The sequence below is a fragment of the Streptomyces sp. NRRL WC-3742 genome (assembly GCF_000720635.1).
GTDB lineage: Bacteria > Actinomycetota > Actinomycetes > Streptomycetales > Streptomycetaceae > Kitasatospora.
Genome location: NZ_JOCF01000020.1, coordinates 15854 through 28975, shown reverse-complemented (window position 1 = coordinate 28975; position 13122 = coordinate 15854). Strand labels below are relative to the sequence as shown.

General features: G+C 71.3%; 13 protein-coding genes and 1 pseudogene. 3 read left to right on the top strand and 11 right to left on the bottom strand.

The genetic code is table 11. From position 1 onward, the window contains the following. Nucleotides 1-12 precede the first annotated feature (12 nt). From IH61_RS0113645 to IH61_RS0113610, 8 genes are all read right to left on the bottom strand, one after another. Complete coding sequence (locus tag IH61_RS0113645; protein WP_031069272.1) at nucleotides 13-363, bottom strand: hypothetical protein; 351 nt, start codon at nucleotides 361-363, stop codon at nucleotides 13-15. A 21-nt stretch (nucleotides 364-384) separates the two neighbouring features. After that, nucleotides 385-717, bottom strand: a complete 333-nt coding sequence (locus IH61_RS0113640; RefSeq protein ID WP_031069271.1) for a hypothetical protein — start codon at nucleotides 715-717, stop codon at nucleotides 385-387. A gap of 26 nt (nucleotides 718-743) precedes the next feature. Beyond that, nucleotides 744-1604, bottom strand: coding sequence for a DUF3592 domain-containing protein (locus IH61_RS0113635; RefSeq protein ID WP_031069270.1), 861 nt, complete (start codon nucleotides 1602-1604; stop codon nucleotides 744-746). A gap of 15 nt (nucleotides 1605-1619) precedes the next feature. Then, on the bottom strand, nucleotides 1620-2705 hold the full coding sequence (locus IH61_RS0113630) for a hypothetical protein (RefSeq protein WP_031069269.1): 1086 nt from the start codon (nucleotides 2703-2705) through the stop codon (nucleotides 1620-1622). Nucleotides 2706-2846: 141 nt separating this feature from the next. After that, a complete protein-coding gene (locus tag IH61_RS0113625) occupies nucleotides 2847-3320 on the bottom strand; it encodes a hypothetical protein (RefSeq protein WP_031069266.1) in 474 nt (157 codons plus the stop codon). A gap of 375 nt (nucleotides 3321-3695) precedes the next feature. After that, nucleotides 3696-4085, bottom strand: a complete 390-nt coding sequence (locus tag IH61_RS0113620; RefSeq protein WP_031069264.1) for a VOC family protein — start codon at nucleotides 4083-4085, stop codon at nucleotides 3696-3698. 126 nt (nucleotides 4086-4211) lie between these two features. Further along, nucleotides 4212-5444, bottom strand: a complete 1233-nt coding sequence (locus IH61_RS44465; protein ID WP_031069263.1) for a helix-turn-helix domain-containing protein — start codon at nucleotides 5442-5444, stop codon at nucleotides 4212-4214. After that, nucleotides 5444-5767 carry a putative quinol monooxygenase gene (locus IH61_RS0113610; RefSeq protein ID WP_031069261.1) on the bottom strand — a complete coding sequence of 108 codons (324 nt, stop codon included), beginning with the start codon at nucleotides 5765-5767 and terminating at the stop codon, nucleotides 5444-5446. The genes IH61_RS44465 and IH61_RS0113610 overlap by 1 nt, the downstream gene beginning before the upstream one ends. Nucleotides 5768-5992: 225 nt before the next feature. On the opposite strand from IH61_RS0113610, the pseudogene IH61_RS50265 reads away from it, so the two are divergent. Next, a pseudogene (locus IH61_RS50265) lies at nucleotides 5993-6385 on the top strand (ATP-binding protein); the annotation flags it as partial. A 117-nt stretch (nucleotides 6386-6502) separates the two neighbouring features. Here the strand turns inward: IH61_RS50265 and IH61_RS0113605 are convergent. Both IH61_RS0113605 and IH61_RS0113600 read right to left on the bottom strand, forming a co-directional pair. Continuing rightward, entirely contained in the window at nucleotides 6503-8911 is a 2409-nt protein-coding gene (locus tag IH61_RS0113605) for an ABC transporter permease (RefSeq protein ID WP_031069260.1), read from the bottom strand. Then, nucleotides 8908-9636, bottom strand: a complete 729-nt coding sequence (locus tag IH61_RS0113600; RefSeq protein ID WP_051836980.1) for an ABC transporter ATP-binding protein — start codon at nucleotides 9634-9636, stop codon at nucleotides 8908-8910. Before IH61_RS0113600 ends, IH61_RS0113605 begins: the two co-directional genes overlap by 4 nt. A gap of 156 nt (nucleotides 9637-9792) precedes the next feature. Between IH61_RS0113600 and IH61_RS0113595 the strand changes: the two genes are divergently transcribed. Then, a complete protein-coding gene (locus tag IH61_RS0113595; protein WP_199823313.1) occupies nucleotides 9793-11004 on the top strand; it encodes a sensor histidine kinase in 1212 nt (403 codons plus the stop codon). Next, nucleotides 11001-11684, top strand: a complete 684-nt coding sequence (locus tag IH61_RS0113590) for a response regulator (RefSeq protein WP_031069254.1) — start codon at nucleotides 11001-11003, stop codon at nucleotides 11682-11684. Before IH61_RS0113595 ends, IH61_RS0113590 begins: the two co-directional genes overlap by 4 nt. 81 nt (nucleotides 11685-11765) lie before the next feature. Here IH61_RS0113590 and eccD read toward each other — a convergent pair whose 3' ends face one another. Next, entirely contained in the window at nucleotides 11766-13118 is a 1353-nt protein-coding gene (eccD, locus tag IH61_RS0113585) for a type VII secretion integral membrane protein EccD (RefSeq protein ID WP_234327173.1), read from the bottom strand. Nucleotides 13119-13122 lie beyond the last annotated feature (4 nt).

The following is a 13122-nucleotide window of genomic DNA, read 5'->3' as shown; positions in this document are numbered from 1 at the left end:
GCTGACCGCCGGTCAGTCCCCCTGGGACCAGGCGGCGACCGGCAGCGACAGGTAGACGCCGAACTCCTCCAGCCCGGTGGCGGCGTGGACGCCCTCGTGCAGGGCGTCCACCCGCTCCTGCCGGTCGGCGGCCCTGCTGGCGAACCACTTGGACCTGATCTCGATGACGACGTCCAGCCCGCTGCGGTCCAGCGGCCCCAGCGCCCGGAACCGGATCTCCACGTCCCCGGGCTGGAGGTCCCCGTCGTACGGCTCCTCGGGGCACTCCACGGCGAGGGAGACCAAGTGCGGTAGCACGGCGCCCAGTTCGCGCAGGACGGTCTCGGGCACGGCGGGGTCGTAGGTCACGTCGACGAGTGGCATGCCCGACACCCTAGCCGGGGCTCACCCTGTGGGCATCGGCCGGTCGGCGAGCCGGGCGACCTCGGTGAAGTAGGTGCGGAACAGTGGCTCGTCGGCGCGCGGCACCCGGAACGCGGGCGAGGTGGAGTACTGGAAGGCGGCCGGATCGGTGCCGTAGAGCAGGGCGTTCGGGTCGCGTACGGTGCCGATGAACAACTGGCCCGGCTTGTCGGGCTTCTTGTACTGCACCAGCGCCCCGACCCACCGCAGCGGAACCCGCAGCTCGGACCTGCCCCTGCTGAACACCTCCAACACCCCCCGGTCCACGCGCAGATGAAGGTCCTCGTAGTCGAACGTGAGCGGCTCTGGTTCCATGGCGGGACGATAGCCCGTCGCCCGCGTCAGAGCATGACCGCCCCCACCACGGCGGCCGCGGTCACGGCCAGGACGCCGACGATGTTGACGACCATGTCCCAGTGCCAGGAATCGCGTTCGGCCTCGACGTCCAGGACGAAGCGCGCCGGGTCGTCGGGGGAGTAGTGGATCGTGACGTCGAGCCCCCGCGATCCGGCCGGGTTCTTCAGCCCGGACTCGCAGTAGGCCGTGACGGCCCTGCCGTCGAGGGTGGTGAAGGTGAGGACCGGGACCAGACGGGTGGAGGTGCCGGTGTCGGAGTCGACGGTCACACTCTTGAGGACGGCGACGACCCGGCCGGGAACGGCGACCATGGCGCCCAGCGCGCCGATCCGGCGGCTGCGGTCACGGAGGTTCCCCGGCAGGTGGCAGAGGCCGGACAGCGCCCAGGGGCCGCAGAAGCCGACCAGCGCCCACGGCCAGCCCCGGTCGATCGCGACGACCGTCACCACGCCGGCGTAGACCAGGAACAGCGCGAAGTTCGCCCAGCCGAGCCCGCGCCCGCCCTCGGAGAGGTGATTGGCGAACTTGAAGGCGTGAGGCCGGCCGGGCGGGTAGTGGACCCCGATCTCCCGGCCCGTCCAGGCCGTGCCGATCGTCTCGCCGGGACCGCCGTCGTTGGTGACGGTGAACTCCTGCCCGGTGGACGGGTCCTGGAAGGAGACGACCACGGATATCCCGTCCGACGGGGAACTCCCGTGCCGGGGCTCGTCCACCCGCTCGATCCGCCCCTTCACCCGGACCGTCCGCTGCGCCTTCGTCACGCCGGCGAGCGACCTCCCGTACCCGACCAGCGCCAGCGCGCCGAACACGCCGCACCACAGCGGCAGATACCCGTACCAGTCCATGTTCCTCCTGCCACCTCACCGCGCCGGAGCGCGGCGCGTCACTCGGCCCTGCCCGTCCGCCTCCAGCGTGGCCGTGCCCTCGGCGCCGGTCACGACGACCCTGATGACGAGTGGGCCGGTGAGACGCTCGACGGTGATCTGCCAGCTCTGCGGGGAGTGGACCCCGAGGGTACTGGTGGCGTCCGCGACCAGGGCGGGGAACCGGTCGAAGGGCAGCGTACGGGGGTCGAACCCCGGGGCCTGCGTGCCGGGTGGCGAGAACACCACCGAGAGCAGGCGCTCCTGCACGACGACGGTGAGCGCCTGGCCCGTGTCCTCGCCCTTGGTGAGCGAGCCGAGGGCCCGGTCCAGCTCGCCCTGGTTGAGGAACGACTGGCCCGGGCCCAGGGCCACCGTTCCGGACGCCGAGGACACGACGATCGTCGACGAGGTGGTCGAAACCGACGGCTTCGGGGTGTCGTCGCCCCGGTCGAACAGCTCCGCACGGAAGAACAGCACCACCGCAGCCGCACCGAGCAACAGGCCGAACAGCGCCACCAAGCCGAAGGCACACCCCTCCGGCGGCGCGGCCACCGTGGCCGTCCCGGGCACCGAATCGAGCCGCGCCGATGCCGCCCGCTCCTCCCACTCCGGCGTCGGCCGCTTGACGATCTGCACCCGCCAGGGCCGGTCCGGAGGGTACTGCACCACCACGACACCGCCCGGCCGGTAGTCGGGCAGGTCGACGAGGTTGATGCCCTGCGTGATCTTCATCCGGAACGCCGGCCCCTCGTCCGGCACGACGGAGAGCTCGAACCGCACCGTCACGTCGCTCGTCTCGCCGTCGACGGCCTCCCGGCTCTCGATCATCGCAAGCGCCGTACGAGGCACGACCGCCGCCTCCCGCGCCCGCCTCGGCGCACCGGCCAGACGGAACAGCAGCCCGTAGGCGACGGGAACGACCAACCCCGCGACGAACAGCGGTGGTCTGTCGACGATGGTGCTCACCACGAGCGCGGCAAGTGACGCCCCGACCACCCCACCGGTCAGGACCCCCCGCGCGAGCGCGAGGGGCGTGTTGTGCGTGGGCGGCGACGGCGACACACCCGCAGTGATCGTCATACGGGTGATTGTGCTGGGCCGAGGCGAAGGCCGATAGATCTCAGCACGAACTTCCGGTAACTCAGGGCGAGATCACCTCGATGTGCTGGGATCGCGTGATGCCCCGGACGCTCCGGGCCACCCGATCCCGGGGCCCGCCCCTCACCGACGTGCGCCCTGCGGCCAGAGCACCTCGACCGGCACGCCGCGCGACCGGGCGTACGCGACCACGTCGGCGGTCCCGCCGAAGGCCCGCGCCGGCAGGCCGTCCCAGACGGCGAGGAGTCTGTCGACGTGCCGGACGAGGAGCCCACTGCCCGCCATGTGCGAAGCCTCGTCAGAAGCGGTCAACCCCGTGCGATGCACGGCGGAGGCCCGCGCCAACAGCCCGTCGTAGACCGGGTGATGCCACTGCGGCAACCCGCCCCGGTACTCAGAAGCGGGAACGACCACCTCCAGCCGCCCGTCCAACGCGAGCGCGATCTCGGCGATCCAGGCATCCGGCCCGTCCGCGATGCACGACACCACCGTCAGCTCCACCGAATCAGCCCTCATCAGGGCACCGGCGAGCAACCGCCGCACCCGCGCCTCGACCTCGACCGTCAGCCCGCGATGTCCCGTGATCCCTATCCGCACGTCACCGTCCCTTTGTACCCTCGCCGCGCATCATCGATCCATCCCTCGTTCAACCGGTGCAACACCGCCGGTTCCTTCGAGTTGTGTACCCACGGTGCGCCTTGGCACCCCGCTGGATGGCTACCATCTGCTCATGGTCGATCACGAGACGGCGTTTCGGTCCCTGGACCGTACCGCGTTGTTCGGCACAGTGTGCGCAGCCGGAGCGCGAGGTCCGGTAGCGGTGCTGGTCCACGGATCGGGGGTGACCCGGGAGGAGGGCGGCTTCTTCACACGCCTGGCCGAGCCGCTGCCGGAATTCGCGACCGCACCGGAACCGCCGTGCCCCACGCATGCGTGGGGCACGGCGGGCGGTCTTCGGGTGTTCGGGGTTGGTCAGGCGGCAGGGGTGTCCTCGGGGTACCAGCGGAGTTCGACGGTGTTGCCGTCCGGGTCCTGGACGTAGAGGGAGGTGGCGGTGCCTCGGGCGCCGAAGCGGGGGCCGGGGCCGTCGAGGACGGTGAAGACGCCGGAGTCGACGACCTCCTGCCAGTCGAGGGGTTCGACGGTGAGGCAGATGTGGTCGACGTTGGACTCGTTCCGGGGACGGTGGAACAGGTCGATGATGGTCGCGGCGTTGACTCGGACGGACGGGAAGGACACCTTGCCCGCCCGCCATTCCTCGACCCGGACGGGCTCCATACCGAGCAGGCCCGTGTAGAAGGCCAGCGAGCGCTCGATGTCGGCGACGTTGAGGACGAGGTGGTCGAGGGCGATGACGCGCATGGGGGCTTGCTCCGGGTGGTGAGGGTGGTCGTGGTGACGGGTTCCACGATCCACAAATCCCGGGCCGGTATCAAGACAAGATCGAATGAAGATCGTTGAGGTGGAGTCAACGATCGAGCCGGGCCCTCACCCCGTGGCGTTCGCCCGCTTGGCCAGCTTCAGCAATTCCGACGGGGCACTACGGCCGGCGATCGCGATCAACTCATGGATCGTTTCACGAGCTGCCGCATGGGTTCGAACGCTCTCGGGTGCCACCTCTTCCGCACGGAGGAGGCACTCGAGCGCCTCTCCGAGTTGACGTCGCTGTGCGTGTGCACGCCCGAGGTCGATCATAAGCCTCGACCTTCGCTCGGGCGACAGCCGCCCGGCATCGATTCGCTTGCCGAGGTCCAGGGCTTCACCCGCGTCCCCGAGGTCGACGGCCGTGGACACCGCCTGCACTTCCACGTTGGTCGGGCCGAACTCCAAGTTGAAGTCGTTGCGGTCTTCGCCGAGTTGCGCGGCGACCTCTCGGGCGCCGGCGATCGCTTTGCGGGCCTGTTCGCGCTGACCGCCACGAGCGGCGGCCAGCGCGAGGACCAAATGGAGCGACCCCAGGACCGACAGGGCTTCTGCCGACGGGTTCGGGGTCGACGTATACGCCCGGAGGGCGGAGATCGCAGGCCCGGCTACGTGTTCGGCCTGGTCCAGCCGCTCGAGCCGCACGAATGCGTGGGCCATTCGATAGATCCCGGCGAAGACGTTCAGCGGGTGTCCTGATGACTCGGCGGCCCGGATGGCGCGATCTGCGGCCACCCAAGCTGCATCGGCCTCGTCCTGACGGACGAACGCGGCTGCGACCGCTTGGTACGCCTGGCTGAGGAGCAGATGGATCTCCGCGCGCTTTCCCTCACCGGATGCCCGCGCCGCCTGTTCCAACCGTGGCAGGACATCGGCGATGGCGGCGCTCAGATCGGCGAATCGTGCGCCGTGGGTCAGACTCCAGAGCCTCTCGACAGCCGTGGTGAGTTCGGCCAGGTCAGGAGCAGCGGTTTGACGTTGTGTGCCGAGCAATGCGTCGAGGGCTGGGTGCCCGGAGAGGGAGAGTCGCGCCAGGTCGAGGTCGTTGGGCTGGTCCATGGCTGCTGGTGCCGCGGGCACCGGAGCATCGGGGCGCAGTGTCTGAACGGAGACGCCAAGGCCGTTTGCCAGCAACTGGAGCACATCGAGGCGGACAACCGGCTGGACGCCTCGCTCAACCTGCGAGACCCAACTGGCAGTTCGGTTGATTGCTGCGGCGAGCTGATCCTGCCTCAAGCCGCGGCTCTTGCGTAGCTGAGCGACTCGAGCGCCGAACGCCCGCCTTTCTTCAGCGGTCATCAGGCGACCTGGTTGGGAGAGGTGCCCTTGCCGGAGATCTCCTCGAGGAAGGTGACCTCGAATGACTCGAGGTACTGGCCGCGCTCGGCAAGGAACCGGCGGACGTGAGGCTGTCGCTCATGCTCGTCGAACGCCTCGCGGTCCGCGTAGAGCTCGTAGAAGACTCGAACATGCGGCTCGTCCGGCACCGCGTGGTTGACATAGAGGAGCGTGCCGGGCTCGGCGGTCCGGATTCCTTGAAGCGTCTCCGCTGCCAAGGCGTCGAAGGCTTGAGCCGATGCCGCGTCTCGGGCGACGAACCGCACAACAAGGCCGAATCCCATGGTTCTCCCCTTCCAGGCTTGGTCGAGTCTCGCACGACTCGGCGAAAATCTGCGAGTAACAGTATCGCTGACTCGCAGAAACTCTGCGACTACTTTCTGTGTCGTTGCCATGGCGCAGAGCTATGGGCGGAGTCCATTTCGCTACCGCTGGCCGGCGGTCGCGGCTTGTGGGTGGATCTGAGCGCTGCCTTCGGCTCTCCGTCCATCCGTGGTGATGGAGGACTGATGGGGTCTGAGTTGATCGTGAGCCCGCTCAAAACCGCGCGCTTTCCGGTGCCGCTGGAGTGGGGCGAGCCGCCGGGACCGGGTGCGGTCCCGGCGGCTCGGCGGTTGGTGGTGGCGATTCTGCGGGAGTGGGACGTGCCGCTCTCCGCCGAGGCGCTTCGGGAACTGGAGCTGTGTGCGAGCGAGGTGATCGCCAATGCGCTGCTGCACACGAGGGAGCGCTGCGCCGTCACCGTACGGCGCGGCGCTGGACGTGTGCGGGTGGAAGTGTCCGACCCCTGCCCGGAGTTGCCGCGACAGGAGCGTGATGCCGAATCAACCAGCGGGCGCGGCCTGCTGCTCGTCGAGGCGCTGGCCCACGCGTGGGGCTGGCACCCGGCCGGGCCCGGCAAGGTGGTGTGGTTCGAGTTCGCGACCGTACCGGAACCGCCGTGCCCCACGCATGCGTGGGGCACGGCGTACCACCTTGACGCTCTCTCAGTGGATCCCCAGCGCTACGAGCGGCCGGTTCTACTCGGTGCGCAGCGCGGTGGCGGTGCGGGAGCGAGCCGCCCAGCCGGCCGGGAGGAGTGCCCCGAGCAGGGCGATCGCGATTCCGCCGGCGAGCAGCGGGAGCAGTATCCCGGGGGTGTAGACGTGGGTCACGCTCGGCGGCAGGTTCCTGCCGATCGCGTTCCCCATCCGGGTCAGCGTCGCGTTCTCCACCGCCATCCCGATCGGGACCCCGATCAGCCCGGCGACCAGGCCGGTGAGGCTCACCGAGGTCAGCACCATCGCGATGGTCTGCTTGGGCGTCATCCCGAGGGCCTTGAAGATCCCCAGGTCGTGGATCCGTTCCCGGGTGTCCTGCACCACGGTGTTCAGTACGCCGAGTGCGGCGACCGCGAGCATCATCAGGGTGAGGGTGGCGACCAGGGCGATCATGGTGAGCACCGTGAGGTTCTCGTGCCTGATGTTCGGGGTGGCTTCGGCGTGCAACGGAGTCAGCGCGGGGGCGGCCGAGCGGGACCAGTCCGAGCCGCTGGTGTTGTCGGCCGGCTCGACGTCGAACTGGGTGATGTACGGCGTCAGACCGGCGGCGATGAAGGTGGCGTTGTCGGTCATCACGGCCCCGTCGCCGCTGGCGTCGAAGTCGATGCCGACGATCCGCAGCGGCAGCCGCTTGTCGTCCTGCGCCACGGTGACGGTGTCGCCGACGTGCAGGCCGACCGCCGAGGCCAGGTGGTCGTTGACCACGGCTTCGCCGGGGTTCTGGTACCAGCGGCCGTGCAGCAGAGCCAGGTTGGTCCAGGACAGGTCACCGGTGGTGGTGTCCACCACCGTATGGTCCCCCGGCGGCACGCCGATCACGGTCGCGCCGCTGTTGCCCCAGCCGAACGCGGCCTTCGTGCCCGGGACCGAGGCGAGCGCGGCGGCCACCCCGGTGGAGTCCAGGTGGGGATTGGCAGGGCCGCCGCCGGGGGAGCGGAAGCCGTCGGGCATGCCGGCGGGCACCACGATCATCGACCCGGCGTTGAGGCCGTTGCTGCCCGTGTCCGAGTACTTGGTGAACGCGCTCTCCAGCCCCACCGCGAAGGTGACACTGACCGCGCCGAACAGCACCGCGGCGCCGACCAGTACGGCCCGGGCCGGCTTGGCGAACGGCTGGGCCAGTCCCAGCGACATCGGCCGGGGCAGCGGCAGCCGGCTCGCCAGGCGCTGCGCACCCTGGCCGCGCTGGGCCTTCGGGGAGCGGCCGACGACCAGGGTCTGCACCGCCGGCATGCGGCCGGCCCGAAGTGCCGGGATGAGCGCGGTGACACCGACGATGACCAAGGTCCCGATCGGCACGACGAGGCTGACCCACACCGGCAGGCCGGTGTCTGCGGCACCGAGATCCTTGCCGGCTTTGCCCAGGACCGGAACGGCCAACACGTTGCCCATCAGCGTGCCGCCCACCACGCCGATCGTCGCCGGGATCAGGGCTTGCGCGGCGTAGGCGCGGGCCACCTGCCAGGGGGTGAAGCCGAGCGACTTCAGGATCCCGATGCGCCGGATTCCCGAGACCACCGCGCCGCTGACCACGATCGCGATGATCAGCACCGACAGGAACAGGCCGAGGACGCCGAAGACGACCAGGAACGGCACGTAGGACTTCGCGGTGCCGACGGCCTGCTTCTCCGCGGCCAGGTAGGACTGTCCGCTCTCGACCGAACCGGCCGTCGCGGCGGCGGTGATCGCCTGCTTGTCCGTGGTGAGGTCGGCCTCGGTCCCGGATGCGGCGAACCGGTAGAGCATCTGCTCGTCGGTCCTGGCGCCGGCGGCGTTCAGCCGCGCGAAGCCGTCGCCGGTGAGGAAGCCGGTCGCGGTGTTCGTCAGCGAGTTTGCCAGGCCGACGACCTTGAACGAGGGCTTGCCCGGCAGCGAGTCGAACACCACGGAACCGTCCGCGCAGTGGTGGTCCCATGAGGCCAGGACGATCTCGTTCGCGGCGGTCGGGGTCGGCCACCTGCCGTCGACCAGGGCCAGATGGTCCAGGCCGGAGGTGCCGGCCAGGTCGGGTCGGGTGGTGGCGACGACCGGCTCGTTGGCGCGACCGGCAAGCGGCATGCCCGGGGTGATTTCCCAGGTGCAGTCCGCGCCGAAGGCCGTGTTCAGGGCGGCGGTGACCGGGTACGGTCCGGACGCCTCGGTGACGCCGGCGGTGTGCGCGGTGGCGGCGGCCTGCGCGGCGGTGGCCTTCGAGCCGTCGAACTGGACGGACAGGTGCGCGCCGTGCCGGGCCTTGAAGGCGTGCTCGAACGGTGCCTGCACGACGACCAGCAGACCGAGCGAGAGCACCGAGGAGGTGACGGCCGCGAACGTCGTCAGGGCCAGGACGAGGGACTGCACACGACGCCGGCCGACGCCGGAGCGCACGACCTTGCCCAGGGCGCTCACCGGCTCGCTCCCGCCGGGCTGTCGGAGGTGGCGCCGCCGACCGGGTTGACCATGTCCCGGGCCACGGCACCGTCCACCAGCTCGATCGTGCGTCGCGCGGTGGTCGCGGCCAGCTGGATGTCGTGGGTCACCAGCAGGATGGTCTGGCCGTCGGCGTTCAGCTCCAGCAGCAGCCGGCGCACGTCCTCGGCCGAGCTCGAGTCCAGCGCGCCGGTCGGCTCGTCGGCCAGCAGCAGCGCCGGCCGGTTCATCAGGGCCCTGGCCACCGCCACCCGCTGCCGCTGACCGCCGGACAGCCGCTGCGGGTATGCCTTGGCGTGCCGGTCGATGCCCAGCGAGGTGAGCAACTCGGTCGCCCGTCGCTTCACCTCGAGCTTGCCCATCCCGGCCAACTGCGCCGGGACCATCACGTTGTCCAGCACCGTCAGGTCGTCGAGCAGGTTGAAGAACTGGAAGATCATGCCGATGGAAGCCCGTCGGTACTTCGCCGAACCGGCCTCGCCGAGCTGGTCGACCCGCGTTCCGTTGACGGTCACGGTGCCGCTGGAGGGCTTGTCCAGCCCCGCGACCAGGTTCAGCAGCGTCGACTTGCCACTGCCGGAGTGGCCGAGGATCGCCACGCACTCACCGGCCGCCACGGACAGGCTCACCCCGGCCAGCGCGGGCGGGCCGTCGTCGTACTTCTTCGTCGCGTCCTGGAGAGCGATCATCGGTTCGTTCGTCATGGGCCATCAACCTAGGAACGGACCGTGGTCCGTCGCGTCGGCCGGCGGATGTCACCCCTCCCCCCAGGCCATCGGCCCGGCGGCGTACCCGCGTACATCCCCGCGTACATCCCCGGGGTGACGCGCGGGGCCGACACCGGTCCATACGATCTCCGCATGGAAGAGCTGCTCCAGCGTTTCTCGACGTCGGCACCCGTGACCTGGCTGACGTCGCGGGCCCTGGTGCTGGCCGCCGCCTGCTTCTACGCGTTGATGCTCTTCTGGACGATGCCGCTCGGTCAGGTCCGGCACGGCGGCGGCCCGTTCCGGTTCCCCGACCTCAGGCCCGATCAGATGATCGGTCTCTGCCTCGTGCTCGCCCTTCCGATCCTGCTGGTGCGCCGTCTGCCCGCGGCGGTCTTCGCGGCGGTCCTGGGCGAAGCCTCCCTCGGCGACCTCTTCGGCGCGCGGTCCTGGTTCGTGGTCCTCCTGCTCCCGGTCCTGGCCGGGTACCTCGCCGCCCGTCGGCCGAAGGCCGCCGCCGTCGGCTCCGTCGCGGCCGTCGCGACCGCGTTCGTCGAGGACACCCTCGTCTACCCCAGGGGCTCCGTCGGCTACGTGGCCCAGGGGGCCGGGCAGCTTGCGTTCGTGTTCGCGGTCGCCTGGGTCTTCGGCGGGGTGTACCGCAAGCGCCGCGAGTACCTCGAAGCCCTGGACGAGCAGACCGCGGCCCGCGCCGTCATGGCCGAGCGGCTGCGGATCGCCCGCGAACTGCACGACAGTGTCGCGCACAGCATCGGGATCATCACGGTGCTGTCGGGAGCGGCGGCGCGGGTCGTGGAGACCAGGCCCGCGCAGGCGCGGCAGGCGCTGACCGGCATCGAGACCACCAGCCGGGAGACGCTGCTCGGGCTGCAGCGCATGCTCGGAGCGCTACGCCGCGCCGAGCCCGACGACGCCATGCCGGGGGCCGCTCCGCTGGCGCCGGCCGGCAGCCTGGCGGACGTCCCGCGGCTCGCCGAACGCACGGCCGACGTCGGGGTGCGGGTCCACGTGACCTGGCGGGGCGAGCAGCGTCCGCTGCCGCCGGAGATCGAGCTGTCGGCGTTCCGGATCGTCCAGGAGTCGGTGACGAACGTGGTGCGCCATTCCGGTGCGCGGACGTGCCGGGTCGCGGTCGGCTACGAGCCGACGGGAGTGACGATCGAGGTGGTGGACGACGGGGACGACGGTCCCGGCGGGCCCGGCCGTCCGAGGCACTCGGCGGCCGGGGGGAGCGGCTTCGGCCTGCTCGGCATGCGTGAGCGGGTGACGCTGCTGTCCGGCCAGTTCAGCGCGGGCCGGCGTCCGGAGGGCGGCTTCCGCGTGGCGGCTAGGCTCCCGGCATGAGTGTGCGGGTACTGCTGGTCGACGACCAGCCGCTGATGCTGGTCGGGCTCGGGATCCTGATCGGCGACACCGACGACCTGGAGGTGGTCGGCGAGGCCGGCGACGGCCGCGAGGCGGTGCGCCTGGTGCGTGAACTGAGGCCGGACGTCGTGGTGATGGACATCCGGATGCCGGGCATGGACGGGATCGAGGCGACCAGGCAGGCGACCGCCGAGCCGGACCCGCCCAAGGTGCTGGTGCTGACGACCTTCGACGACGACGAGTACGTCTACGGCGCACTGCGCGCCGGAGCCGGCGGATTCCTGCTCAAGAGCATGGCCCTGGACGCGATCCTGGACGCGATCCGCGTGGTGGCGGCCGGCGACGCGTTGATCGCGCCGAGCGTGACCCGACGGCTGATCGCGGACTTCGCCGGAATGTCCGGCCCCGCGGCCCCCGGACCGGACGCCGAGCCCGCCGCGGACCCGCGTCTCATCGCGGGGATCACCGACCGGGAGCGCGAGGTGCTGGCCCTGGTCGGACAGGGACTGTCGAACGCCGAGATAGCCGAGCGGCTGGTGATCAGCGCGTCGACGGCGAAGACGCATGTCGCGCGCCTGTTCGCCAAGCTCGAAGCCCGGGACCGCGTCCACCTGGCGATCACCGCCTACGAGGCCGGACTCGTACCGCGCAGACGGTAGGGCGGGTGGACGGTAGGGCAGGACGAGCCCCGGCTTCCGGGCCCCCTGGGGCGGCAGCCACGACACCTGACCGCGCGCCGCTCAGCCCATCAGCCCCCGCAGCTCGTGGTACACCCCGCACGCCTGCATCGCCAGCGGCAGCAGCGACAGCGCGCACAGGGTGTGCAGGATGTCCGCGAGCCGCCCCCAGTACGGCAGCAGGCGCCGCCCCGGCACCGTCCACCCGGCGACCAGGAGCGCCGCCGCGACGCCCAGCAGCGCGGCGAGCAGCCCCAGTCGCCCGCCCGCCGACGCCGATCCGGCCTCGCGGGCGATCAGCACCAGCACCCCGTACGCGCCCGGCAGGAGCAGGGCGAGCCGCTGGCGGATGCTGCCGATGGCGCGCCCGTGCAGCAGGAGCAGCAGGGACAGCGCGCCCGCCTCCCAGGCCCCGGCCCACCCGTCCGCGTACGCCAGTACCGTCAGGCAGCCGGCGCACACCGCGCCGATGGCCGTGTAGAGCGCCATCAGGTAGTCGTCGGCGACGAGCGCGCGCGGCAGGACGGCCTCGGCCGGTACGGGCTCGATGTTCTCCTGGAGCTCCTCCGCGTTGCGCGGCAGCATGGGCAGCCGCAGCCCGGACAGCCGGAACGCCATGGACGGGACGAACGCCCCGACGAGCACCGCGAACACCGCGACCAGCGACACGAGTTCGGAGGGCGAGAGCCCGGCGAGGATCAGCACGCCCGCCAGCACCCCGATGACGGCGACGAGCACGATTCCCAGGAACAGCGGCGCCGCCGCCCCCACCGCCGCGAGCCCCAGCACCGCCGCGCCCGCCCCGGCCGAGGAGGCGGCCAGCACCTGCGCGCCCAGCACGTCGGAGGAGCCGCCGGACCCGCCCGGCAGCAGCAGCGCCGCCAGCCCCAGGTACGGCACGGCGGCCGCGCCCAGGGCCGCGCCCGTACCGGCGTCCGACATGGCCCGCGAGGCGCTGGCCGCCCCGAGCAGCAGCAGGACCGCGACCGCCCCGGCCGCCGCCTCCCGGGCGTGCGCCGGGCCGGGCAGGGCGAGCAGCACCCAGCCGACGGCGAGCGCGGTGAGGGCGAAGGCCAGGGCGAGGCGGCGGGTGAGGACGGGCCGCCAGCTGTCGCCGCGCTCGTCCATGCCGGTGGCGACCCCGTCGACCAGGTCGTCGAAGTGCACGGCGGGCAGGGCTTCGTGACGTGCCCGGAGGTAGACGGTGTCGCCGTCGTGCAGGCCCAGGGCTTCGGCCGTGTTCTCCTCGTCCAGCGGTTCCTCGCCGAGGCGCTGGAGCACCCAGCCGCCGTGCTCCAGGCCCTCCTCCGCGAGTTCCGGGCCGGCGTGGGCCACGACGGCGGGCAGCAGGTCGGCCAGGGGCACGTCGGCGGGGACGGCCAGTTCGAAGGCCGTTCCCGGTGCGTGGAACCTCAATCGG

Excerpts from the sequence above, each read along its gene's own strand:
- IH61_RS0113645 (WP_031069272.1), bottom strand. The coding sequence starts at position 363 with ATGCCACTCGTCGACGTGACCTACGACCCCGCCGTGCCCGAGACCGTC.
- IH61_RS0113640 (WP_031069271.1), bottom strand. The coding sequence starts at position 717 with ATGGAACCAGAGCCGCTCACGTTCGACTACGAGGACCTTCATCTGCGC.
- IH61_RS0113635 (WP_031069270.1), bottom strand. The coding sequence starts at position 1,604 with ATGGACTGGTACGGGTATCTGCCGCTGTGGTGCGGCGTGTTCGGCGCG.
- IH61_RS0113630 (WP_031069269.1), bottom strand. The coding sequence starts at position 2,705 with ATGACGATCACTGCGGGTGTGTCGCCGTCGCCGCCCACGCACAACACG.
- IH61_RS0113620 (WP_031069264.1), bottom strand. The coding sequence starts at position 4,085 with ATGCGCGTCATCGCCCTCGACCACCTCGTCCTCAACGTCGCCGACATC.
- IH61_RS44465 (WP_031069263.1), bottom strand. The coding sequence starts at position 5,444 with ATGACCGCTGAAGAAAGGCGGGCGTTCGGCGCTCGAGTCGCTCAGCTA.
- IH61_RS0113610 (WP_031069261.1), bottom strand. The coding sequence starts at position 5,767 with ATGGGATTCGGCCTTGTTGTGCGGTTCGTCGCCCGAGACGCGGCATCG.
- IH61_RS0113600 (WP_051836980.1), bottom strand. The coding sequence starts at position 9,636 with ATGACGAACGAACCGATGATCGCTCTCCAGGACGCGACGAAGAAGTAC.
- IH61_RS0113595 (WP_199823313.1), top strand. The coding sequence starts at position 9,793 with ATGGAAGAGCTGCTCCAGCGTTTCTCGACGTCGGCACCCGTGACCTGG.
- IH61_RS0113590 (WP_031069254.1), top strand. The coding sequence starts at position 11,001 with ATGAGTGTGCGGGTACTGCTGGTCGACGACCAGCCGCTGATGCTGGTC.